At 66.1% G+C, this 24,628-nt stretch carries 17 protein-coding genes; 5 read left to right on the top strand and 12 right to left on the bottom strand.

Annotation, left to right across the window (positions count from 1 at the left end; all coding sequences use genetic code 11):
* The first annotated feature begins 1 nt into the window (after position 1).
* Genes OKW39_RS23895 through OKW39_RS23885 form a run of 3 tightly spaced genes read left to right on the top strand, consistent with a single transcriptional unit; the run spans position 2 to position 5,915 of the window.
* The gene (locus OKW39_RS23895; protein WP_429564261.1) at positions 2-1,105 is read left to right on the top strand and encodes an efflux RND transporter periplasmic adaptor subunit; all 1,104 of its coding nucleotides are present in this window, start codon (positions 2-4) and stop codon (positions 1,103-1,105) included.
* The gene (locus OKW39_RS23890) at positions 1,102-4,353 is read left to right on the top strand and encodes an efflux RND transporter permease subunit (protein WP_429563867.1); all 3,252 of its coding nucleotides are present in this window, start codon (positions 1,102-1,104) and stop codon (positions 4,351-4,353) included. The genes OKW39_RS23895 and OKW39_RS23890 overlap by 4 nt, the downstream gene beginning before the upstream one ends.
* A 2-nt stretch (positions 4,354-4,355) precedes the next feature.
* Positions 4,356-5,915 carry an efflux transporter outer membrane subunit gene (locus OKW39_RS23885; RefSeq protein WP_429563866.1) on the top strand — a complete coding sequence of 520 codons (1,560 nt, stop codon included), beginning with the start codon at positions 4,356-4,358 and terminating at the stop codon, positions 5,913-5,915.
* A 34-nt stretch (positions 5,916-5,949) separates the two neighbouring features.
* Here the strand turns inward: OKW39_RS23885 and OKW39_RS23880 are convergent, their stop codons facing one another.
* A complete protein-coding gene (locus OKW39_RS23880) occupies positions 5,950-6,738 on the bottom strand; it encodes a class I SAM-dependent methyltransferase (protein ID WP_429563865.1) in 789 nt (262 codons plus the stop codon).
* A 289-nt stretch (positions 6,739-7,027) separates the two neighbouring features.
* Between OKW39_RS23880 and OKW39_RS23875 the strand changes: the two genes are divergently transcribed.
* Positions 7,028-7,333 (top strand): hypothetical protein, encoded by a 306-nt coding sequence (locus OKW39_RS23875; RefSeq protein ID WP_090811556.1) that lies wholly within the window; start codon positions 7,028-7,030, stop codon positions 7,331-7,333.
* A 20-nt stretch (positions 7,334-7,353) separates the two neighbouring features.
* On the opposite strand, the gene OKW39_RS23870 is transcribed toward OKW39_RS23875, so the two are convergent.
* Both OKW39_RS23870 and OKW39_RS23865 read right to left on the bottom strand, forming a co-directional pair.
* Positions 7,354-10,050: an ATP-binding protein gene (locus OKW39_RS23870; protein WP_429563864.1), complete on the bottom strand. Its 2,697-nt coding sequence runs from the start codon at positions 10,048-10,050 to the stop codon at positions 7,354-7,356.
* Positions 10,032-10,649: an adenylate/guanylate cyclase domain-containing protein gene (locus tag OKW39_RS23865; RefSeq protein ID WP_429563863.1), complete on the bottom strand. Its 618-nt coding sequence runs from the start codon at positions 10,647-10,649 to the stop codon at positions 10,032-10,034. Before OKW39_RS23865 ends, OKW39_RS23870 begins: the two co-directional genes overlap by 19 nt.
* A 250-nt stretch (positions 10,650-10,899) precedes the next feature.
* On the opposite strand from OKW39_RS23865, the gene OKW39_RS23860 reads away from it, so the two are divergent.
* On the top strand, positions 10,900-13,128 hold the full coding sequence (locus OKW39_RS23860; protein ID WP_429563862.1) for an SLC26A/SulP transporter family protein: 2,229 nt from the start codon (positions 10,900-10,902) through the stop codon (positions 13,126-13,128).
* 36 nt (positions 13,129-13,164) lie between these two features.
* Here OKW39_RS23860 and OKW39_RS23855 read toward each other — a convergent pair whose 3' ends face one another.
* The 9 genes from OKW39_RS23855 to OKW39_RS23815 form a co-directional block, all read right to left on the bottom strand.
* Positions 13,165-14,286 (bottom strand): asparaginase, encoded by a 1,122-nt coding sequence (locus tag OKW39_RS23855; protein WP_429563861.1) that lies wholly within the window; start codon positions 14,284-14,286, stop codon positions 13,165-13,167.
* A gap of 73 nt (positions 14,287-14,359) precedes the next feature.
* Complete coding sequence (gene aspA, locus OKW39_RS23850) at positions 14,360-15,778, bottom strand: aspartate ammonia-lyase (RefSeq protein ID WP_429563860.1); 1,419 nt, start codon at positions 15,776-15,778, stop codon at positions 14,360-14,362.
* Between the two features lie 95 nt (positions 15,779-15,873).
* Complete coding sequence (locus OKW39_RS23845; RefSeq protein ID WP_429563859.1) at positions 15,874-17,340, bottom strand: aspartate/glutamate racemase family protein; 1,467 nt, start codon at positions 17,338-17,340, stop codon at positions 15,874-15,876.
* Positions 17,337-18,632, bottom strand: a complete 1,296-nt coding sequence (locus OKW39_RS23840) for a dicarboxylate/amino acid:cation symporter (protein WP_090811568.1) — start codon at positions 18,630-18,632, stop codon at positions 17,337-17,339. Before OKW39_RS23840 ends, OKW39_RS23845 begins: the two co-directional genes overlap by 4 nt.
* A 122-nt stretch (positions 18,633-18,754) precedes the next feature.
* Positions 18,755-19,669 (bottom strand): LysR substrate-binding domain-containing protein, encoded by a 915-nt coding sequence (locus tag OKW39_RS23835; RefSeq protein ID WP_429360511.1) that lies wholly within the window; start codon positions 19,667-19,669, stop codon positions 18,755-18,757.
* Positions 19,670-19,881: 212 nt separating this feature from the next.
* Positions 19,882-21,285, bottom strand: coding sequence for a DNA-binding protein (locus OKW39_RS23830; protein WP_429563858.1), 1,404 nt, complete (start codon positions 21,283-21,285; stop codon positions 19,882-19,884).
* 188 nt (positions 21,286-21,473) lie between these two features.
* Positions 21,474-22,442: a lipoyl synthase gene (lipA, locus tag OKW39_RS23825; RefSeq protein ID WP_090811575.1), complete on the bottom strand. Its 969-nt coding sequence runs from the start codon at positions 22,440-22,442 to the stop codon at positions 21,474-21,476.
* A 5-nt stretch (positions 22,443-22,447) separates the two neighbouring features.
* Positions 22,448-23,557 carry an acetoin dehydrogenase dihydrolipoyllysine-residue acetyltransferase subunit gene (locus OKW39_RS23820; RefSeq protein WP_429563857.1) on the bottom strand — a complete coding sequence of 370 codons (1,110 nt, stop codon included), beginning with the start codon at positions 23,555-23,557 and terminating at the stop codon, positions 22,448-22,450.
* A gap of 3 nt (positions 23,558-23,560) precedes the next feature.
* Positions 23,561-24,565, bottom strand: a complete 1,005-nt coding sequence (locus OKW39_RS23815; RefSeq protein ID WP_429563856.1) for an alpha-ketoacid dehydrogenase subunit beta — start codon at positions 24,563-24,565, stop codon at positions 23,561-23,563.
* Positions 24,566-24,628: the final 63 nt, after the last annotated feature.

Below are 24,628 nucleotides of genomic sequence, written 5' to 3'. Positions count from 1 at the left end.
CATGCGCTGGCGCGAGATCATGCTGACGCTGTCGGGCGCGCTCACGCTCGCCGCTTGTCACGCGAAAGAAGCCGAGGTGACGTTGCCGCGCCCGGTCATCGCCGTGGTCGTGCATCGGGACAGCAAGCCCGTGCTCGCGACGCTGCCAGGCGAAGTCAACGCACGCTATGCGACGCCGCTGTCGTTTCGCATCGCGGGCAAGCTGATCGAGCGGAAGGTGCGGCTCGGCGATACGGTCACGGCCGGCCAGGCGATCGCGCGGCTCGATGCCGACGACGCGCAACGCAGCCTCGCGAGCGCGCACGCCCAATTGATGGCGGCGCAGCATCGGCTCACCTTCGCCGAGCAGCAACTCGATCGCGACCGGGCGCAGGCGCAGGAACAGCTGATCTCGACAGCGCAGCTCGAGCAGACCCAGGATGCGTATGTGGCAGCCACCGCGCAGCGCGATCAGGCGCTACAACAGTTCGCGCTGCTGAAGAATCAGACGCAGTACACGGTCCTCACGGCGGACCATGCCGGCGTCATCACCGCCGAAGACGCCGATACCGGGCAGAACGTCGCGGCGGGACAAGCGGTCTACCATCTCGCCTGGTCCGGCGAGGTCGATATTCTCTGCGACGTGCCCGAGAGTCTGCTGAACGCGCTGGCGATCGGCAGCGCGGCCAGCGTCTCGCTGCCGGCCGCCACGGGCAGACGCTTCACGGCACACGTGCGGGAGCTGTCGCCGGCCGCGGACCCCGGCAGCCGCACCTATCGCGCGAAACTGACGCTCGATGCGCCAGGCCCCGAGGTCCGCCTGGGCATGACGGCCACCGTCACGTTCGCCGCGGCCGGCGAGGCGCAAGCGGACGACCCGATCACGCTGCCCGCGAGCGCGCTCTTTCACGACGGCAACGCGCCGGCCGTCTGGGTCGTTCGGCCGGGCGACCAGGCGCTGGAACTGCGCCGGGTCCAGGTTGGCCGCTACGACGACCGCACGATCTCGGTCGCGCGAGGCCTCAACGACGGCGAGCGCGTCGTGCTGCAAGGGGTGCATACCGTCAGCGCCGGCGAAACCGTGCGCGCGGTAGCGCCGTTGCATCCCGAGGACTTCGCATCATGAGAGCGCCGTTCGGCCAGGGGCCCGACGGAGCGGGTGGACCCGGCGGACCCGGCGGAGCGGGCGGACCGCGGCGGCCGGCAGCGGACGATACCGGCCGCTTCAATCTGTCCGCGTGGGCGATCCGTAACCAGGCGCTGGTCATCTTCGCCGTCGTGCTCGCCACGCTGTTCGGCGGGCTCGCCTATGCCCGGCTCGGACAATCCGAGGACCCGCCGTTCACGTTCCGCGCGATGGTGATCCGGACCTTCTGGCCCGGCGCGACCGCACGCCAGGTCGAGGAACAGGTGACCGACCGGATCGGCCGCAAGCTGCAGGAAACGCCTCATCTCGACTATCTGCGCAGCTACTCGCGTCCCGGCGAATCGCTGATCGTCTTCACGATGAAAGACTCCGCGCCGGTGAACGAAGTGCGCGAGACGTGGTACCAGGTACGCAAGAAAATGGCCGACATCGCGGATACGCTTCCGCCCGGCGTGCGGGGGCCGTACTTCGACGACGAGTTCGGCGACGTCTACACGAACATCTATACGCTCGCCGGCGACGGGTTCTCGCCGGCGCAATTGCACGACTATGCCGACGAACTGCGCGGCGTGCTGCTGCGCGTGCCCGGGGTCGCGAAAGTCGATTATTTCGGCGACCCCGACGAGCACATCACGATCGAGATTCCCAACGCGCAATTGACGCGGCTCAGTATCACGCCGCAACAGCTCGCGCGGGCGATCAACGCGCAAAACGCGGTCACGCCGAGCGGCACGCTGACCACCGCGTTCGACCGCGTGTACGTGCGTCCGAGCGGCCAGTTCACCGACCTGAAGGCGATGGGCGACACGCTGATCGACATCAATCACCGCCTGGTTCGTCTCGGTGACATTGCCACGATCAGGCGCGGCTACGACGATCCGCCGGTCTCGCAGGTTCGCACCGGCGGCCGCGCGGTGCTCGCCATCGGCATCACGATGCAGGCTGGCGGCGATGTGATTCAGCTCGGCAAGCGGCTCGATGCGCAGACAGCGGAATTGCGTGCGCGTCTGCCCGCGGGGCTCGAACTCGTCGAGGTGTCGAGCATGCCGCACGCGGTCTCGCATTCGGTCAACGGTTTTCTGCGGGCCGCCGCCGAAGCGATCGTGATCGTGCTGGCCGTGAGCCTCATCTCACTGGGCTGGCGCGCCGGCGTGGTGGTGGCGATCTCGATCCCGGTCGTGCTCGCGGTCACCGCGCTATGCATGAACGGCTTCGACATCGGCCTGCACAAGATCTCGCTCGGCACGCTGGTCCTCGCGCTGGGCCTGCTCGTCGACGATGCGATCATCGCGGTCGAGATGATGGCCGTGAAGCTCGAGCAGGGCTGGGGCCGCGCGAGGGCCGCGGCGTTCGCCTACAGCAGTACCGCATTTCCGATGCTGACGGGAACCCTCGTCACGGTGGCGGGATTCCTGCCGATCGCGCTGGCGAAATCGGCCACCGGCGAATACACGCGCTCGATCTTTCAGGTGTCCGCGATTGCGCTGATCGCTTCGTGGTTCGCGGCGGTCATGCTGATTCCGTTGCTCGGCTATCACCTGCTACCCGAACCCAAGGACACCGCACGCGAGACGCCTCGGCGCGCGCTTCGCAAGCTCCGCCGGCGCGCCGACGCGCAGACGCGCCGGACCCCTGTGGCGGCGCCGCGCGCCACCCGCTTTCATGACCGCCTGCGCGACTGCATCGCGTGGTGCGTGAAGCGGCGCCTCGTCGTGATCGGCGTCACGGCCGCCTTGTTCGTTGCCGCGTTGGCCGGCTTCGCGCTCGTGCCGCAACAGTTCTTCCCGAGCTCCGAGCGGCCCGAACTGCTCGTCGACATGCGGCTGCCCGAAGGCGCGTCGTTCGAAGCGACGCTGCGCGAAGCCGCGCGCCTCGAAAAGACGCTGGCCGGCCGGCCCGAGATCGATCATCTGGTCGACTTCGTCGGCGCGGGCGCACCGCGCTTCTACCTGCCGCTCGACGTGCAGTTGCCCCAGCCCAACTTCGCGCAGCTCGTGATCACCGCGAAGTCCGTCGACGACCGCGCAAAGCTCGAACGCTGGCTCGCGAGCACGCTGCAAAACAGCTTTCCCGCCGTGCGCGCGCGCGTTTCGCCGCTCCAGACGGGCCCCTCGGTCGGCTATCCGGTGCAGTTTCGCGTCAGCGGAAGCGACCTCGCCACCGTGCGGGAGATCGCGGAAAAGGTCGCGGCCACGATGAAAGCCGATGCCCGCACAACGGGCGTCCATTTCGACTGGGACGAACCCGGCGAACGCTCGGTGCGCTTCGAGATCGACCAGCAGAAGGCGCGCGAGCTCGGCGTCACGTCGGAAGACGTGGCGAGCTTCCTCGCAATGACGCTGTCGGGCTATACGTTCACGCAGTACCGGGTCCGCGACCGCTTGATCAGCGTCGATCTGCGTGCGCCCCAGCGCGAGCGGGTCGACCCCGACGAGATCGTGAACCTCGCGATGCCGACGCCGAACGGCCCGGTGCCGCTCGGCGCGCTCGCCCACCTGAACAACGAGCTCGAATACGCGGTGATCTGGGACCGCGACCGTCAACCGACGATCACGGTCCAGGCCGACGTGCGCGGCAACGCGTTGGATATCGACGTGACCCAGGCGATCGATCGGACGCTCGCGCCGCTACGCGCGTCGCTGCCGATCGGCTACCGGATCGAGACCGGCGGCGCGGGCGAGATCAGCGGCAAGGCGCAGGCGTCGGTGATCGCGCAGCTTCCGCTGATGCTCGTCGTGGTGCTGACGCTGCTGATGATTCAACTGCGCAGCTTCGCGCGCGTGCTGATGGTCGTGCTCACCGCGCCGCTCGGGCTCATCGGCGTGGTCGCCGCACTGCTGCTGTTCGGCAAGCCGTTCGGCTTCGTGGCGATGCTCGGCGTCATTGCGATGTCCGGCATCATCATGCGCAACTCGGTGATTCTGGTCGATCAGATCGAACGCAATATCGCCGCGGGCCAGGGGCGCTTCGATGCGATCGTGGGCGCCACGGTCCGGCGCTTCCGCCCGATCATGCTGACCGCCGCGGCGGCCGTGCTCGCGCTGATCCCGCTGCTGCATTCGGCCTTCTTCGGACCGATGGCGACCGCACTGATGGGCGGCATCACGGGCGCCACGGTGTTGACGCTGTTCTTCGTTCCCGCGCTGTACGCGACCGCGTTCAAGGTGCGGCACTTCGAACGCGGTGTGCGAACCGCGACCCCGACAATCGAATCTACGTGGAGCTGATCGTGGGCACAGACTGCAACCCCATCGACGGGCCGGCGCTCGCGAGCGCGCCGCATTTCGCCGGCGCGCCGGGTCGAACGCGGGCAGCGGCGATCCATGATTGGCGCGCGGCGTTCGGCGCGGCCGCGACGATCGCGCTTGGCGCATGCTCGTTCGGTCCGGGCGGCGAGCCGCCCGCGATGCCCTCTCCCGCCCATTACGGCGTCGAGCCTCAGCCCGCGCAAACGGTCGCCGCGCTCGGTGTCGCGCAGCATTTCACCACCGGCGCGCAACCTGTGCCGCAATGGTGGCGGCTGTTCGAATCGACAGCGTTGAATGACCTCGTCGAAGAAGGTCTGCGCGACAGCCCGACGCTCGCTGCCGCCGACAAGCACCTGGCCGCGGCACACGAACAACTACGGGCGCAGATCGGCGCCTCGCTGCTGCCGTCGGTCGATCTGGTGGGGCAGGCCTCGCGCGGGCGCGATCTCGGCATTCCGGTCCCCGGCGGCCCGAATACGCTGCTTTACAACGAGTTCATCGGCGTAGTCCAGGCGCAATATACGTTCGACCTGTTCGGCGCGGTGCGTAAAGCCAACGCGGCCCGATCAGCGCGTGTCGAGATCGACGCGTATCAACGCGAAGCTGCGCGCCGCGCACTGGCCACCAACATTGTCACGGCGACGATCGAGGCGGCGATGTTGCGCGCCGAGATCGACGCGACCGAGCGATTGATCGCGCTTGCGGGCGATCAGGCTCACGACACCGAACGGCATTACGAACTCGGATCGCTGACGCGCGGCGACGTGTCGACTGCGCGGCAAAGCATCGCCGCGCTCGAGGTCAGCGTGGCCGATCTGCGGCAACGGCTGACGGTGACGAGACATGCGCTTGCGGTGCTGCTCGGCCGCACGCCCGACGCGGCGCCGCCCGAGCCAGAGCTGGCAAACCTGCACTTGCCGCAGGACCTGCCCGTCGTGCTGCCATCGGACCTGTTGCGCGCGCGGCCCGATATCGCGGCCGCCGAGGCGGCGCTGAAGGCCGCCGCAGACGACGTCGGCGTCGCGACGGCACAGCTGTTTCCGAGCCTGACGCTGAACGCCTCGATGGGACAAGGCGGCTTCAACTGGCCGCTCGCGCTGTCGGGCGCAGGCGCGATCTGGAGCATCGCCGCGACGATGTCGCAGGCGCTTTTTCATGGCGGCGCGCTCGTCGCACAGCGGCGCGCGGCAATCGACACCTACGAGGCCGCCGTGTTCGAGTACAAGCAGACCGTGCTGGCGGCGTTCGAAAACGTCGCGGACACGCTTGCGTCGCTCGAACACGACGCGCAGGCGCTCGACGCCGCGAGCAGCGCTGCCCGTGAGGCACGCGAGTCGTTCGACGATGCCACGTCACGTCACCGGCTCGGCGCGCTGCCCGCTGCATCCGCCCGCGGCGGCGAGCAGCAGTACGAAGCAGCGAGGCTCGAAGAAATCCGCCTGATCGGCCGGCGCCTGGCCGATACGGCGACGCTGTTTCAGGCGATGGGCGAACTGCCGGCGGGCAGCAGCCAGACACCTGACCATCTGGCCGGCAAGTGATCGGCCCGCCGCTGCCGACGGCGCCCGCTTGCGTTCAGCCGGCGCGTCGGCGCGGAACGCCCACAAGGTAAGTCAGACCGATCGGCGAGCCCTGCACCGGCAGTGTGCCGATGTCCCATTCGAAGCTCTGCTGGTCCGGGATACGCGCCACCATCTCACGCAATTCGTCGGGGTTGTAGATGCGCATCATCGACACGATGCCGTCGAACAGACACAGCAGCGGGATAGCCGGCAGCACATAGGTGAGCGCTAGTCGCGACCAGCGAAACGGCCGGATCAGCGGCGTCAGCGCGAGCATCATCAGCGGCATCGCCAGGATGAACACGACACCGAGCAGCCGGTGGTCGGCACCCTCGACGATGATGATCGCGCGACGCTTCGTCACCGCGTCGGCGAGGATCGCCCGCGCATCGTCCGGCCGGAAATGGTGGAAAGCGTTGAACATCGTGCGCACGCCGTCGAATCCCGATGGCACGTCCATCGCGTCCACCGGTTCGCTCACATAGGTGACGCGGCCGGCTGCCCCGGCGGATACGCGCTCGTACGCGGCGCGATTGGGATAGAAGTCGGTCAGTTGCACCGTCACGCGTCCGGACTGCGCGAGCAACGGTGCAAGCGTCAGCCACGGGCCGCCGCCGCCCGAACATAGATCGACGATCCGGTCGTTGCCGACCCGCCGCATCGCTTCGCGCAGCTTGCCCGCGATGACGTTGAAGCCCTCGAGGGTATTGGCCAGGAAATGCAGCCAGTCCGTCCCGCCGTCACGGATCGCCCGTGGGCACCACGGCTGGTCTTCGATTTCGAGCAGATGCAGGCGTCGCATGATCACGCGGGCAACCGAGGTAACTGAAAACCGGCGGATTTCATAACGTGCCCTGGCAGTGTGCAACCGGGTAGACAGAGAAGGCCTGCACGCTAAACACCACGCCTGTCAGCCTTGGGAGCGGCAACTTACTACCGAACTTAAACGAGCCAACGCGCGGGCTTCTTAACGACGTCAGTCGACTATACGCTGAGCCGCGCCGGCGACGTTAGCGGTTCGCATCCTGCATAATGACCACGCATGAGGATTTACCCGCATCATCCGCCGGACGGCGGCCGGGAGACGAGCGATGCAAAACGACAGACCCCCGCCGCGGCGGGTGACATATGAGAAAGGGATCCGGATCGGCGGCCCCGGCTGGTTCGGCCGGTTGCTGGCCGTCGCCCTGAGCGCGATCTTGTTCGTGGTGGCCGCGATGCTGTCGATCGTGCTGTTCGCCGTGTTGTTCGCGGTCGGCACGATCGTCGTCGGGTATCTGTGGTGGAAGATGCGCGCGTTGCGCCGGCAGACGGTCGCGCATGGCGACGACGCCCGCACCATCGACATGGAGGTCGTCCACAAGGACCCGCCCGACGACGATTCCGCGCCACGCTGAGGATCGGCTACGCGCGTGCCTCAAGCCGCAAGGGCCGCTTCGACCGCGCTTACGTAATTGCGAAAGCCGGCCTGCTGCAGCGCCTCTCGCAGCCGCAGCAGTTCATGTCGCGTGGCTTCGCTGAGCGGCGCCTGAAGCGCGAGTGCAAGCGCACGGCCACGCGCCGCGAAAAGCTCGGACCACGGCAACGGTTCGCGCTGCGTATAGGCCTCGAGTGCGTCCACGTAGTGCAGCATGCCAGCAGGATCGCTCGCCCCCAGCATCGCTTCGACGGCGTCGCGATAAAACCACAGGTGATTGTGGCCGACCGCGCCGAGGCGCAACAGCGCCTCGCCTTCAGCCAGTAGCCGCGTACGCTCGCCGTTATCGTCAACCGCGCGGCTCAGTGCGCTCAAGGCCTTTGGCCCGGAAAACTGAGTCCCTACCTCGCGTGAGATGGCGAGTGCTTCGCGCAGCGCAACCACTGCTTCACTACGGCATCCTTCGTCCAGTAACAGGCGACCCTGCATCTCCAGATTCTGCGCTTCGAAGCGGCGCGCGCCCAATTGCCGGATCACACGCATTTCCTGCACCAGATGCTTGCCGGCCGCCTGCGCATCGCCCAGTTCCTGGCAGGCGAACACCCCCAGCGTCTCCCCCAGCAATTGCGCGCGAGGCTGCCCGATCAACTCGGCGGCGCGGGCGGCGGCGCTTGCGTCCTCGCGAGCCTGACTTGCGTCGTTCAGATAAATGCGGCTGAAGCCCTGCATCGACAGATTGGCAACCTCGATGCGGCCGAACCCGTGTTCGCGGCTCATCGCGACGCATTCGCTGAAATGATGGAACGCGGTCCGCATGCGCCCCTGCGCATACGCGGCATCCGCCAGGCCACCGAGCGCGCGAGCCTCTGCCTCGGGCAGACCGAGGCGCCGCGCGTAGCCAAGACCGCGCTCATGCTCGGCGCTGCAGGCGTCGATCTTGCCGAGCGGAAAGAGAATGTTGCCGCGCAGATAGTGGAGGCTTGCAAGCTCCGCCAGCCGGTTGTCTCGCTCCGCGATCTTTTGCGCTTGCGCGAGTAAGCCGAGTGCTTCGTCGAGACCCTCGCTGACACGCAGACCTTCCGCGAGCCCGAGCTGACAGTCGCATCGGGCGGCGTCGTCGGTGGCGGCGGCGAGTGCGGTGCGGTACGTCACGATCGATCCTGCGATGTCGCCCAGGTCGCGCTGAAGTTCGCCCTTGCAGCAGCTCAGTGCATGGCGGTCTGCCTCCGACTGCGCGATTTCGATGCCGCGCTCGGCCAGCCGCAGCGCCGCTTCGAAACGATGGGCGGCACGCTGTGCGGCCGCCGCGCCCAGGTAGGCGTGCGGCGCGTGCTCGTCTTCGGCGCGGTCGAGATGCTGGGCGTGCAGCGTGACATCGCTTTGTGCGAACCATTCGGCCGCGCGCAGATGAAGTTCACGGCGGCGCGCGCGCAACAACGTCGAGTAGGCGCTCTCCTGGATCAATGCGTGGGCGAACAGGAAGTCCTCGCCTTCCGGCAGCACGAGTGCATTGACGAGCAGGCCGTCGCAGACGTAGCCAGGATCGCCCACCAGCTCTCGCAGCAGCGCGAGGTCGAAACGCTGACCGATCACGGCGGCCGCCTGGAACGCCAGGCGGTCACGGGGCGCGAGCCGGTCCATCCGCGCGAGCACGAGACTGCGGATCGACGCGGGCACGTTGCCGCCGCGGCCTTCTTCAGCGTTGCGCAGCAGTTGTTCGAGAAACAACGGATTGCCGCCCGCGCGCTCGATGCAGGCGAGCGCGACGCGCTGGGTCGCATCGATGAAATTGCCCGCCAGGCTCAGGGCCTCGTCCTTGCGAAGCGGTCCGAGATCGATCGTGGCGAACGGGGTGTCGCGGCAACGTGCGCGCCAGCCTGCATCGATCGGATCGCCTTCCACGCGCGAAGTCGTGACCAGCAGGCCCGTGCCGTTGGCAATGCCTGACGCGAACGCCGACAGGTAGCCGATGACTTCGGCATCGGCCCAATGCAGGTCTTCGACGACGATGAGCGTCGCCGCATGGGCGCAAGCGTCCTCGGTCAGCCTCACGGCGAGCGCCTGCTTGCCGCGCTTGCGCGCGCCGTGGTCCATGGCCTCGTAGATGGTTTGCCATTCGGCGGCCTGCGGGAGATCGAGGAAGTCGTGCAGAAACACGATCTGCTCGGCCTTGACGATACCTTGGGTCGCGACCTGCGCGGCGGCGGCCTGCCGCGCTTCACTCGATGCACCGGGCGGTAAGCCGAGCAGGCTTCCAATGATGGTTCGCACCGGATCCTGGCCCTTGCCGACGCCGAAATCGAGCACGAGGCTCCGATGGAGCGTGAAGCCCTCTGCCTGCGCATGGCGGCGCATCTCGTCGACGAGCCGCGTCTTGCCGATCCCGGCTTCGCCTCGCACATGAACGACATGCCCTGCGCGCCTTGCCATGCACGCATGAAGGATGCCGTGAAACTGTTCGAGCTCGGCTTCGCGTCCGACGAAGCGGCTGCGGCTCGTCCTGCCGGGCTCGCTGCCAAGCGCGACGAGCCGCCATGCCCGCACCGGCGTGTCGATGCCCTTGAAGCGCCGCTCGCCGATTGCTTCGCAACTGGCGGCGTCGCCGAGCGTGCGCGCCGCGTCGTCGGATATCCAGGTTTCGCCGGCGGCCGCGGCTGCCACGAGCCGAGCGGCCAGGTTCACCGGATCGCCATGCACGGTGTAGTCCTGCGCGTCGGCGCGCGGCCCAGCGCGCCCGCGATGACCTCGCCACTCGCCATGCCGATATGCGCCTGCAACGGCCGCCCGGTCTGCGCGGCCAGCCGCGCCAGGCCGTCGTGAATGTCGAGAGCGGCACGAGCGGCGCGCAGCGTGTCCGTCTCGTGCGAGCGGGGCGCGCCGAACAGCGCCATCACCGCGTCGCCGATGTGCTTGTCGATCGTGCCGCCATAGGCGAGCACGATCCCGTCGACCAGCGCCGTGTAGCGTCCGATCAGCGCGCGCAAGTCTTCGGGATCGAGCGAGCGCGACAGCATCGTGTAGCCGCAGAGATCGGCGAACAGAATCGTGACCTGCCTGCGCTCGTCCGCGGGCACCTCGTTGTCGGCGGACGTCTGGGGCGGTAGCGGCGCGGCCGCCGTTAGGGCGCCTGCCGCCGCGGCCAGAATGCGCTTACGGTGGCCGAGCGACTGTACTCCCAGCTCTTTCAGGTCCACGTCGGTCAGCTGCCCGAGCAGCGACATGTCGATGTCGTTTGCCGCGAACGCGTGGGCGTACTGCTCGAGCCCGAGGTCCCGCAGCCATTTCTCGATATCCATGTTCGTCGCCCCGCCTCCGATGCGTGGCCCCGCGGGCAAAAGCTCAGACGAATAGCGCGCGTGCCGGCCGCCGGTGTGAACGGCTCCGGAGCTGCATGGCCTTTGCGTGGAGTTCGCCAGGTACGGGGCCGATGAATAATCAGTGTAGGTGTCCGATAAGCACGCTGCATCGCGTTTGACAGCCGTTCGAGCCGCGCAGGATACTGGCTGGCGCGCCTCACGGCGCCCTTGCATTCGACCGGGAATCCACGTGAAGCCGGGCAAGACCGTTTCCGTCTCCGAGATCCCGCTGCGCTCGCGTTTGGCGGGTCTGCCAGGCGACGTGGCGGCGGGCGCCGTTTCGACGCTCGTCATGCTGTGCTATGCGATGAGCCTCGGCACGATGATCTTTAGCGCCGATCTTGCCCGCTACGCGATGCTGGGCGTGCCCACCGCGCTCGTGAGCTGCGTCGTCACGGCGCTCGTGATCGCCTTGACGAGTTCGATGCGCGTCAACATTGGCGGCCCCGACAGCAACGCCGCCGCCTTTCTCGCCGGCGTGGCGGCGGGGGTGGCCAGCAGCGTGCGCGCGGACGGCGGTTCGCCGCAGACGCTGATCCTCACTGTGCTGATCGCCATCGCGCTCTGTTCGCTCATGACGGGCATCGTGCTCTATGCGATCGGCTCGTCGAAGCGCAGCCGCTCCTTGCAGTTCCTGCCCTATCCGGTGCTCGGCGGATTTCTCGCGGGCACGGGCTACCTGCTGCTCGCGGGGGCGTTCCGCGTGCTGACGGGCCAGCCGCTGCAGTGGCACACGCTCGCGTTGCTCGCGCACCTTCACTGGCTCACATGGGTTCCGGCGCTGGTCGTCGGCGTGCTGGCCACGGTATTGATGCGCACGTGGCAGCACATTGCCGCGCTGCCGCTCACGCTGGCCTTCGGCGTGGTGCTTTTCTACGTTCTGCTGCAGGTTGCCGGAGTTTCGATCGACGACGCGCGCGGCATGGGTCTGCTGCTGCCGCGCGTCAAGCTGCACCTATCCGGGCTGCCGGAGTTGCACCTGGCCGCGAGGCTCGGACGGGGCGGCATCGACTGGTCGGCGGTCGGCGCGCATCTTCCGGAGAGTCTGGTGGTGACCTCGGTATCGGCCGTGACGATCCTGATGAATTCAACGGCGATTGGCGCGGCCACCGGGGAGGACGTCGACCTCAATCGCGAGATGCGCGCCGCCGGCCTCGCCAATCTCGCGAGCGGACTGCTGGGCGGCATGGTCGGCTACCAGTCGTTCAATCGCTCGATGCTCAACGCGCGGGTGGGCGCGACGAGCCGGGTGGCGGGCGTGTTCGCCTCGCTCGCGTGCGTGGTCGTGCTCGCCACTTCGCCGGGCATCGTCGCGCTCTTTCCGGTGCCGGTGCTGGTCGGCCTTCAGCTCTTCATGGGGCTGCGCTTGCTCGTGCATTGGCTGGCGGGCGCCTGGACCAAGCTCAACTGGTATGAGTATCTGCTCGTGCCCGTGATTCTCGGCACTATCGCGGCGTATGGCGTGATCGTCGGCGTAGGGGTGGGCGTCGTTGCAGCATGTGTGATGTTCACGCTGCTCTACGGTCGGGTCGGCTGCATACGCATGGAGTTCGACCTGCGCGCGCGGACCTCGAATGTTGAGCGCAGCATCGAAGACACCCAGGCTCTGCGCGCAATCGGCCCCCAGGTATGCGGAATGTGCCTGCAAGGGTTTCTCTTCTTCGGCACGGCCAATTCCATTCTGCAGCGCCTTCGCGAGCGATTCGGCGCCGGGGATCCGTCGCAGGTCCGCTTCGTCGTGCTCGACTTTGCGGCGACACATGGCATGGATGCATCCGTATCGATCAGCTTCGTCAAACTCAGGCAGCTCTGCGCAGCAAGAAGCGTGGACCTCGTGTTGACAGCGCTGCCGCCGCGCTCGCGCGATCTGCTCGTGAAGACCGGCACGCTCAATCTGAAGATCCATGAATTCGATACGCTCGATGCGGGTCTCGAATGGATCGAAGACAAACTGCTCGCGGCGAACTCGCTCGCGATCGCGCATGGCGGCGATTTGCGGGCGATGCTCGAGCCGCATTTCACGGCCGGCGCGTTGAACGGCTTGATCGCGTGTCTGGAGGTGCAGGATCTGCTTTCGGGGCAGGCGCTGTTTCGTCATCGCGAGCTGGGCGACGCGCTGTATTTCGTCGAGCAAGGACGTGTCGCGATCTCGCTGCCGCTCGGCGATGGCCGCTCGGCGCGTCTGCGCTCGTTCGGCCCGGGCACGGTCGTGGGGGAAATGGCGGTGTACACGCAGCAACAGCGCAGCGCGGATGTGATTGCCGAGGCACCGACGCGCGTGTACCGCCTGTCGATCTCCCGGCTGCTCGAACTCGAACAGCAGGATCCGGCGACGGCGCAACAGTTGCATCGGTTTCTCGTGAAGACCATCGCGTTGCGTCTTGCCGTTGCCGACGAGGCATTACGCGCGGCTTTATAAGCGGCAGCGCCCCTGACCGGCGGCGCCCCCAACCCGTCACCACGTCCCGCTAAACGCCTGCTGTACCTTGACGGGATCGGTCACGCCGTTGGCCACCAGCAATTGCGTCAGCAATCGCGCCTTCTGCGGATTCAGATCGAGCGATGCGACGAAACCGCGCTTGTCGTCGTCCACCTCGACGTTGCGGTTCACGAACCCCGACACCAGGCGCGTCGAGCGAACCACCACGATGCCTTTTGCCGCCGCGCGGTCGAGCGCCGCGAGGGCTTCCTTCGACATGTCACCATCGCCTTCGCCGGCGACGACGATGCCCTTCGCGCCATCGGCGATCGCATGATCGATCTGGCGGCCATCCATGTTGCTATGCGCGTAGACGATATCGACGCGCGGCAATTGCCCACTCGCGGGCAGGCTCAGCGCAGCGCGCGTCGATTGCACCGCCGGCATCACGAAGCGCACGCTCGCCGGATCGACATAACCGATCGCGCCGGCATTCGGCGACGCGAACGCCTGTACCGCCGTGGTATTGGTCTTGGTGATCCAGCGCGGCGCGTGAATCTGGTCGTTCATCACGACCATCACGCCTCGGCCACGCGACTGCGGGCTCGCCGCCACTTCGACGGCTTCGTACAGATTGCCGGGACCGTCGGCGCTCGCGGAACCGCCCGGTCGCATCGAGCCGACCAGCACCACAGGCTTGTCGGAGCGCAGCACGTTGCTCAGGAAGAACGCCGTTTCCTCGATCGTATCGGTGCCGTGCGTAATCACGATGGCGTCGGCCTCGTTCCGCGCGAAGACCTCGTCGATCCGCCGCGCAAGCTGCAACCAGATCTTGTCGTTCATGTCCTGCGAGCCGACGTTCGAGATCTGCTCCGCGCTGATGCTCGCGAGCTTCTCGATGCCCGGCACGCCGCGCACCAGTTCCTGCCCCTTCACGTTGCCCGAGTTGTAGCCGATCGCCGAACGGGGATCGGCGGTTCCCGAGATGGTGCCGCCGGTGGCCAGCACCAGCACACGCGGCGTTGCCGTGACGGCGCTTGCCTGTTGCGATGACGCGTCGGCAGCCTGCGCGCAGGTACCCGCGGCAAGTGCCGCGATCAGCAGTGCCGCCGAACCGCACAGCCGCCTTGCTTTTCGATCGATCGTGTTGCCGTTCATCTTTCTCTCCTCCATCGTTTAAAAGAGTCGCGTGCGTATGCACGCGACCTGTGACCGGAACAACCTTCGTCGCTCACGCCGCCGACGACATCTTTCTTGGTTGCGTCAGCATGGCGGGTTGAAGGATCTCGTCGAGCTGCGCCTGACTCAACAGCCCTTTGTCGATCACGATCTGCGCGACGCTTTTGCCCGACGCAAGCGCTTCCTTCGCGACTTCGGTCGAGTGCGTATAGCCGATGTACGGGTTCAGCGCGGTCACGATGCCGATCGAGCTCTCGACGATCGCGCGCAGCCGCTCGCGATTCGCGGTAATGCCGTCGACGCATTTCGACGCGAGCGTGAGGCACCCTGCGCGTAAATGGGCGACGCTCTTGAACAGGCTGTGCGCGATGATCGGCTCGAACGCGTTGAGCTGGAGCTGCCCCGCTTCGGCGGCGAAGCTCACCGTCACATCGTTGCCGATGACTTCGAACGCGATCTGGTTGACGACCTCCGGAATCACCGGATTCACCTTGCCCGGCATGATGCTCGAACCCGCCTGCACCGGCGGCAGGTTGATTTCGCCGAGGCCCGCGCGAGGACCGCTCGAAAGCAGGCGAAGATCGTTGCAGGTCTTGGAGAGTTTTACGGCGACGCGCTTCAGCACGCCGGAGAGCTGCACGAACGAACCGACATCCTGCGTCGCTTCGATCAGATTCGGCGACGTGCTCAACGCGATACCGGTTATTTCGCTCAAGTGCCTGCATGCAAGCTGCGCGTATTCCGGATGTGTATTGATGCCGGTGCCGATCGCCGTCGCGCCGAGATTGATCTCGCAGATGAGCTGGGCCGCTTCCTTCAGCCGCTCTTCGTCTTCGCCGAGCATCACAGCGAAGGTGCTGAACTCCTGGCCGAGCGTCATCGGTACGGCGTCCTGAAGCTGCGTGCGGCCCATCTTCAGGTCGTTGCCGAATTCCACCGCCTTGCGTTCGAACGATGCGCGCAACACGCCCATCGCGTCGACCAGTTGCATGATGCCCGCGTACGTGGCGATCTTGAGCGCGGTCGGATAGACGTCGTTGGTGCTCTGGCCGAGATTCACGTCCTCGTTCGGATGGAGAACCGCGTATTCGCCGCGCTGTTGGCCGAGATGTTCGAGCGCGAGATTGGCGATCACCTCGTTCGCGTTCATGTTGGTCGACGTGCCCGCGCCGCCCTGAATCACGTCGACGACGAAATGCTCGTGCGCGGTGCCTGAGCGCACTTGCCTGCATGCGTGCACGATGGCCTGCATCTTCACTGCGCTCAATAGGCCGAGATCGTAATTCGCGAGCGCGGCGGCTTCTTTCACGCTCGCCAGCGCGTTGACGAGGTTCGGATACACGGAGATCGGAATACCCGTGATGGGAAAGTTTTGCAGCGCGCGCAGCGTGTGTACGCCGTAGTACGCGGTCGCGGGCACGGCGAGATCGCCGAGAAGGTCGTGTTCGATACGTTCGGTCGGTGCAAGCATGATTACCTCTCAGGTTCTGAAATCGACAGGCGAGCGGGGTCATCCGGCACACCTCGTGTGCAGGTCCGTCGCATTGACTGGGTGATGCGGTTGAGCTATCGCGGCGGCGCTGTCGCGCAGGCGACACACTGCTTCGCGAGCACGTCGGTCGGATCGACCACGCTCACGCGCGCGCCGTTCGCGCCGATCACATACGGCTCGCGAATCAGCAGCGGCAGTTCCGTGCAGCCGAGAACGATTACTTCGACGCCGTCGGCGATAAGCCCGTCGATCGCCGCGGCAAGGTCTTGCTGGCACTGCCCCGCCGTGAATCCGGCCTTCACGCCTTCCTTGCCGTAGATCGCGTCCATCACGCGCGCCTGCAGCGCGGGTGCCGGGACGACCTGCCGCAAGCCGTGCGATTCGAGCGCCTTTTCGTAGACGCCGCTCGCGAGCGTGCCGCAAGTCGCGAGCACGCCGACCGAGCGCAGCGCGGGAAACGACTCGCGCAGATAACGCACCGTCACCGTCAGCATATTGACGATCGGCACGCCGAGATAAGGCTGTATCCGCTCGACGAAGGCATGCGCCGTATTGCACGGGATCGCGATCAGATCCGCGCCGCCCGTTTCGAGTTTCTTGCAGGTCGCATAGAGCGAGATGGTCGGGTCGGGTCCGTCGCCGATCAGATTGTCCGTGCGATCCGGGATCTGCGGGTTCTGCTCGACGAGCAGCTTGATGTGGTCCTGATCGCGCCGCGCGGGCGTCGCGCGCACGATCTTGTGAATGAAATCGACGGTGGCCGCCGGACCCACGCCGCCCACCACGCCGACCTTGAAGATCGTCTCGGGCGTGTGGTACTGGCCGGACACCACGTACTGCGCATAAGCCAGGTTCGAATCGACGAGCGGCACGCGCAACGCACCGAGTTCGTCCGCGACCAGCGCGATCTCGGTGAGCCCCGGCACGATGACGTTGGCGCCCTGTTCGATCAGGTCCTCGCACGCCGCCCGCAGCAACTCGGCCGGACGGCCACGCAGATTGCCGCTCTTCACGCCATCCTCGCCATAAACGGCCTCGGTGACGAAATCGATGCCGTCGCCGATGCGCGGGTGGATCACTTCGAACTCGGGCGCCGCGAAGTACTTCTCGAACAGGCGCCTGCGCCGCGTATGCGCCGACGCGAGCACGCCCACGCGGCGCACCGCGGGAAATCTTCTGCGCACGTGGCTGCGCACCGCATCGATCATGTCGACGATCTGCAGCGGCGAATTGGCTTTCAGTTCGTCGATGAACGTGTGACTCAGGAAGCACGGCAGCACGACCGTCGTCACGCCGCGCTTCTCGAAGCTGCTGATCAGATCGAAGATGTACAGCTTGCGCTGCGTCAACGTCTCGCTGTCGGCATCGGCGCTGCGAAACGGCTGCTGCTCGAAGATCGCATCGAAGTGCTCGGCGTCGCGCGTGGCCGGCGTCGATTTGATCAGTTTGAAGAACACGTCCGCGCTCGCGAGCGGGCCGAGCCCGCCCACCACGCCGAACTTGCGCGCGCTCGTGGCAGCCGTTGCGTCGATGCCGCTCATTTCGTCTCGCCTTCGAGCTGGCCGAACGAAGCCGTCGCCATCGCCGTGCGGCGTTCCTGCCGCGTCACGCGCTGGCCCTCCCACTTCGCGATGGCTGCCGTCGCGATGCTGTTGCCGATCACGTTGGTCGCCGTGCGCCCCATGTCGAGAATCTGGTCGATCGCGAGCACCAGCACGACGCCCGATGGCGGCAAATGGAACATCGGCGCCACGGCCGCGACGACCACTACCGAGCCGCGCGCGACACCCGCCATGCCTTTGCTGCTCACCATCAGCACGAGCAGCATCACGATCTGCGTGCCGATCGGCATGTCGATGCCGAACGCCTGCGCGATGAAGATCGCGGCGAAGGCCTGATACATCATCGAGCCGTCGAGATTGAACGCATAGCCGAGCGGCAACGTGAAGCCCACCACTTTCTTGTCGACGCCGAATTCCTCCAGCTTCTCCGTCAGGCGCGGATACGCCGCCTCGCTGCTCGCGGTGGAGAACGCCAGCATCGCGGGTTCGCGGATCGCCTTGAGCAAGGCCCAGACCGGCTTGCCGAGAAACGCGTAGCCGGCGAGGATCAGCGCCGCCCACAGCAGCGCGAGCCCCGTATAGAAGCTGGCGACGAGCTTGCCGTACGTCGTCAGCACGTCGAGGCCATGCACCGTGATCGCCGATGCCAGCGCGCCGAACACACCGACGGGCGCGAGACGCATCACATAGTCGGTCAGTTTCAGCATGGTGGGCACGAGCCCTTCGACGCCCGCGATCAGCGGCGCGACGCGCGGGTCGGACTTGATCACGCTGAGCACGATGCCGAACATCACCGAGAAGACGAGGATCTGCAGGATATCGTTGCGCGCCATCGCATCGACGATGCTGGTGGGGAACGCGTGTGTGACGAAGTCCTTGAAGTTCAGGCTCGACGTGTTGAGGCCGGTGGCCACGTCAGCGCTCGTCTGGGACATGTGCAAGCCCGCGCCCGGTTGCAGCAGGTTCGCGAGCACGAGGCCGAGCGCGAGCGAGAACAGCGACGCGCACAGGAACCACGCGATCGAGCGAAGACCGATGCGGCGCACGTCGCTCGTGCCTTCCATGCCGGCGAGACCTGACACGAGCGTGGCGAACACCAGCGGCGCGATGATCATCTTCACGAGCCGCAGGAAGATATCGGTGACGATGGAAAAGTAGCCGGCGATCTCCTTCGCCTGCGCGGCATCGGCCGCCGTGCGATGGCAGACATAACCGACGGCCACGCCGAGCAGCATGCCGGCGAGGATGTAGAGGGTAAGCCGATTCTTCATGTGTCTCCGTCCTGAGATTATTTGTGTCTGGACGGAATTCTAGAGACGGCAGAAAGGACGTGAATGCTAGTGTTGCATACGGCTATGCAAGTTTCGCATAACGCGGGATAACCCTAGCGGCGCTATCCGGCTGACCCCGACGAGGCCCGCAGATGCCGCCACAGCGTATCGAGCAGTTCAGTGCGGTTCGTGAGGTCGCGATACACGCGCAACTCCAGTTCCAGTTGCCATTCGGAGCGGCCGGCGGCGACCAGCTGGCCGCTGTCGAGTTCGGCGGCGATCGAGCTCTTCGGCAGCCAGGCGACACCCTCGCCTTCCAGCACGAGCTTCTTCACGACCTCGGCCATGTCGGATTCATAGTGAAGATGCAAGGCGGGCGACGCTTTGCTCTGCTCCATCAGCAACGCGAAGCAGCGCCCAAAGTAGCTCGTCTCCGTATAGGCGATGAACGGCATCGGATGTTCGATCACGCCGGGCAGACGGTACACGTGCGCAAGCCGCTGATTGGGCCTGCATACCGGCATGAAAGTATCGACGCCCACGGTCACGCATTCATACCTGGTCGGATCGAGATGCAACGGCAGTTGCGGATGGTGATAAGCGAACATCAGCTCGCAGTTGCCGTTGACCAGCATCAGTATCGAATCGTGCACGTTCGCCGGAATCACGCGCGCGCGCACTTCGCCGACATGCTTGGACAGCGTGCGCAGCCACGCGGGCAGAAAGTTGAGCGCGATCGTGTGGCCGGCTGCGATCTGCAGGCTCGTGCCGGCGATGCGCTGTTCGGTGCGAATGATGGCGCGCGTGTCGAACAGCTTGTCGAGGATGTCTTCGGCCGCGTCACGAAACAGTTGCCCTGCCGGGGTCAGGGTCGGCGGAAAGCCGCTGCGATCGACGAGATCGGCGCCGACCCATTGTTCGAGCGACTGGATCCGTCTGCTGAAACCCGACTGCGTGACGTTGCGAAACTCAGCCGCCCGGGAAAAGCTCTGATAGCGGGCGAGCGCGATGAAGTCTTCGATCCACTTGATTTCCATCAGCCATCGGTCTCCGGTCCGGCGACGAATGGACTCGCCGCCGCGCCCGCAATTCTACGCTTGGCCGTGCCGCACGCTGACTATCGGACCTGGGTCAAACCGCCATGCACAGGTACTTCAAGGTAATCATCGATCCCGTAATGCGAGCCCTCCCTACGAGCCCATTGCGCGTCGCCATGCTCGCGACGCGCGCCATCCCATCAACGATCCCGTCACGCCGGCGAGGTTTCGGTGTTCAGCTTCGACACCGCACCCGTCTTCTCGTCGTAGCGGTAGCCTTGTTTCTCGAGTTGAGCGCTGATCGTTTCAACGATCACCTGCTGCTGAATCTCCTTGCGCAGCAATTCATGCTCCGGCTTGAGCTGGGCCAGTTCAGCGGCTAGCCGGCGGCTCAATGTCGCTTCGCCTGCGCCGCGGGCAAGGACGACCACCATTTTTTCATTCGCCTGAGCCAGTTGCTGCTTCAGTGCGTTCGAGTAGTCGGACCATTTCCTGACGGTCTCCCGCGCTTCGGCAATTGCGGCGGCATGCGCGTCCGCGTCGCGCGTCATCTGCGCCTTCAATGCCTCGAGCTGCTGAGAGTCGGCAGTCACCGGCGACGCCGACTCCAGGCCCGCGACGTTCTCGCTCGCCACCGCGCTTTCGGCCAGTTCGGCCGCGCGCTGCTGCTCCGCGTCGGCACGCTCCTGCGCCTCCGACAAGCTGGCCGACAGTCTCGCGATTTCGGAGGTGCCCGCGTCACGCTCATCGGTCAGGCTGGCGATCTGCGTCTGGACATTCTGCAACTCAAGTGCGGCGGCATTCCGTTCAGCCTGCGCGCCCGCGACCTCTTCCCGGCGGGCCGCGTGCGCTTCCTGCTCGGCCTGCAGCTCCGCGCGAATCGCTTCGAGCTCGCTTTGAAGACGAGCGACCGCTTCGGAATGCGCCGCTTCCAGCGCCGCACGCTCCGTTTCGTCGGCCGGCGTTTCGACGACTGACCCAGCCGACTCGTTCGCCACCTCGCCCTCGCCGGCGGCGTCGGTCTCCTCGTGCGAAACGGCTCGGCGCTCCGCGGCCAGTTCCGCGCTCTGCAGTTCCGCTTCGAGGAGCGAAACGCGCTCGGCAAGTTCCTGCGCGCGCTTCTCCGCCGCGTCGGTCCGTTGCACGGCGAGCGCAATGTCCTCTTCGAGCCCGGCTACTGCGTCGACTTTCTCGTCGTAGGCGCTCGTCATCTTATCCAGTTGGACTTGCAGCGCATCGAGTTCCTGGACGGTGGTTTGCAGCTCGGCGAGCGCGTCGTCGCGCTCGTTGCTGGCGTCCTCGACACGCTGGCGCATCGCGGCGAGGCGTCGCGCCACCGCGCGTTCCGCTTCGTCCTGCGCTGAGCTCCACAGCCGGTCGAGCGCATCGCGCATGGTGTCGGTCACGGTTTCCGGCAACGCCGGACGTTCGACGACCTGCGGCACCCGCGGGGCGCGCGTTTCACGCCACTTGCGCAATGCCGCTGCCACCGCGACCACCGAGCCTGTATGGACTTCGGACCAGATGGCTACCGGAGACACCTTCTCGCCTTCTTCGGCCAACCGGTTTGCGATTTCAGCGACGAGTTCGTCCGTGATCGTAATGTTGCTTGACATGCCTGCCTCGACAAAGTGCACGTGGTGACGAATACCGTTTCGTCGTTCGGGAGGCGGCCCCGCGCCGGGACTCGCCTCGCATACCTACGAATTGTCGAGTACTTCCCCGGCGGTCAATCGTTCGAAAAGCCGAGGTTACGGGGAGGTATTCGTCGGATTGCGCCGCCAAAGGTCCGGCGCACATGCATTCAGAGCTTTCCGGCGATCCGATCCGCGTGATACGACGACCGCACGAGCGGCCCCGAGACCACTTCGACGAACCCCATCTTCAAGCCTTCGTCGCGCAACATGTCGAACGTCGCGGGCGGCACGTATCGCCGCACCGCCATGTGAAACCGCGACGGCGCGAGATACTGGCCGATCGTCAGCACGTCGACGTCGTGGGCACGCAGATCGCGCATCGTCGCGAGCAGTTCGCTGTCGGTCTCGCCGAGCCCGGCCATCAGGCCGGATTTGGTCAACACCGCCGCATTCTGGCGTTTCGCGCGCGATAGCAGGTCGAGCGAGCCGAGGTAGTCCGCGCCGGCCCGCGCCGCCCGGTACAGCGACGGCACCGTCTCGATGTTGTGATTAAAAACGTCTGGCCACGCCACGGACAGAGCATCGAGCGCGCGGTCGATTCGCCCGCGAAAATCCGGCGTCAGGATTTCCACGCGAATGCCCGGCACGCGCTCGCGCACGAGCGCAATACAACGCGCGAAGTGCGCGGCGCCGCCGTCGCGCAGATCGTCGCGGTCCACCGATGTAATCACGACGTAGCGCAGCCCGAGCGCCGCGACGGCGTCGGCAAGCCGCGCGGGCTCGTCGTCGTCGAGCGCTTGCGGCCGTCCGTGCGCGACGTCGCAGAACGCACAGCGCCGCGTGCAGATCCCTCCCATGATCATGAACGTCGCGGTGCGCTGCGCGAAACACTCGCCGATGTTCGGACACATCGCCTCCTCGCAGACCGAATGCAAGCTGTGCTCGCGCAGCACCGCCGCCATGCCCGCGACGGTTTCGCTCATCATCGGCCGCGCGTGCAGCCAGGGCGGCTTCGGCAATACGGTCGAATGGTCCGCCGGCACGATCTTCACCGGAATGCGGGCGAGCTTGTCGCGGTTGCGCTTGCCATGCTGGCCAAGCGCCGTGAGGCTGTCGGTATGAGGAGCGGCGTCCATCGCGGTTATCCGAAGAACTCGTTGAGCAGGCGGTTCACCTCCGATGCAGCCTCCATCTGCACCATGTGTCCTTTGCCGTCGATCACGTGCACACGCACCTGAGCGGGCAGCCCCTGCGCGTGCGCGGCAGGAATGATCTGGTCCTGCGCGCCCCAGATCACCAGCGTGCGAGGCGCGAGCGTGTCGAGCCGCTCGCGATAGACGCGGCTTTGCACCCCGCCTTCGAACGCGGACGCGGCAATCTTGCGCAACGCGTCGTTCACGCCTTCGAGCCGCTTGTACTTGACGATGTCTTCGATCAGTTGCCGCGTGACCAGCGACCCGTCGGCAAAAAGCTTCACCAGATGCGGCTTCAGCGCGTTGCGGCTGCTGCCCTCGACGAATCCTTCGATGTACTCGCGATTGATCTCGTCGCCGAGCCCCGCGCCCGCGATCAATGCCAGCGACGCGACGCGTTCGGGCGCCTTCGCGGCGAGCGTCATCGACACGGCGCCGCCCATCGAATGGCCGACGAGATGCGCGCGCTCGATGCCCCGGTCGTCGAGAAACGCGATTACGCTGTCGGCCAGTTCGTCGAGGCTGCCCGTGTCGACCGCCTTGCCCGACTCGCCATGCCCCGGCAGATCGAGCGCCCACACGGCGCGGTGCGCGGCGAGATCCGCATGATTGAAGAGCCAGTTGTTCAGATCGCCGCCGAAACCGTGGATCAGCACCGCGGGCGTGCCGCCGTCGCCGATCTTCAGGTAACGCACGGTGCGCCCGCCGATCTGCGCCTTTTGCGGCTGCGGTCCGGCCTCCGCCGTGTCCGCGGTGGCCGGCACGAAGTCGCGCTGGAACGCCTCGACCGCCGCATCGATGTCGGCCTCGGAGCTCGCTTCGTCGGCGACGACGCCGAGCAGCGCGCCGATCGGCAGCGTGTCGCCCTGCTGCGCGATCTGCCTGCGCAGCGTGCCGTCGAAAGCGCACTCGACGCCCGACGAAATCTTATCGGTCTCGACATCGAGTATCTCGTCGCCCTTCGCGACTTTTTCGCCGACCTCCTTCAGCCAGCCGTTGACCTGTCCCTGCTCCATCGACAGCCCCCACTTGGGCATCGTGATCATGTGAATCGGCATTGCTCAGCTCCTTACTTTCCGCACGGCCGCGGCGATGTTCTCGGCCGACGGGATATACAGATCTTCGAGCACGCCTGCGAAAGGCGTGGGCGTATGCGGCGCGGTCACGAGTTCGATCGGCGCCTTCAGCGAATGGAACGCGCGCTGCGCGACCAGCGCGGCGATATCGGTCGCGATCGAGCAGCGCGGATTCGCCTCGTCGACCACGACGACACGCCCGGTGCGCTCGGCGCTTTCCAGGATCGTTTCCTCGTCGAGCGGGGAGGTCGTGCGCAAATCGATCACCTCGACCTGGATGCCCTCTTTCGCGAGCTTTTCGGCGGCATCCGTCGCGTGGTGAACCATCCGGCCATAGGTCACGATGGTCGCGTCGTCGCCTTCGCGCACCACGTTCGCTTCGCCGAACGGAATCGCATACGACTCTTCCGGCACGTCGCCCTCGCGGCCATACAGCAGCTTGTGCTCGCAGAAGATGACCGGGTCGTTGTCGCGAATCGCCTGGATCAACAGACCCTTCGCGTCGTACGGCGTCGACGGGCACACCACTTTCAGGCCGGGGATATGGGTGAACATCGACGTCAGCATCTGCGAGTGCTGCGCGGCCGCGCGCAGGCCGGCGCCCTGCATCGTGCGAATCACGACTGGCGTCAGCGCCTTGCCGCCGAACATATAGCGAAACTTCGCGGCCTGATTGAAGATCTGGTCGAAGCACACGCCCATGAAATCGATGAACATCAGCTCGGCGACCGGCCGCATGCCGCATGCGGCCGCGCCGACCGCGGCGCCGATGAAGCCGCCTTCGGACAGCGGCGTGTCGAGCACGCGCCCCGGAAACTTGTGAAAGAGTCCTTTCGTCACGCCGAGCACACCGCCCCACGCATCCTGTTCGCCCGGGGACCCAGCGCCACCCGCGTTGTCCTCGCCCATCACGATGACGGTTTCGTCGCGCGCCATCTCCTGGCTCAGCGCTTCGTTGATCGCCTGAGAAAACGTGATCTTCCTTGCCATGACTGTCTCCTGTCGATCGGAGTTAGCGCTTTAGCTGTCGAACAGAGTTGGCGCTTTAGCGCT

It is taken from the genome of Paraburkholderia sp. MM6662-R1, from assembly GCF_050436245.1.
Taxonomy (GTDB): domain Bacteria; phylum Pseudomonadota; class Gammaproteobacteria; order Burkholderiales; family Burkholderiaceae; genus Paraburkholderia; species Paraburkholderia tuberum.
This window is presented reverse-complemented; position numbering and strand designations above follow the sequence as displayed.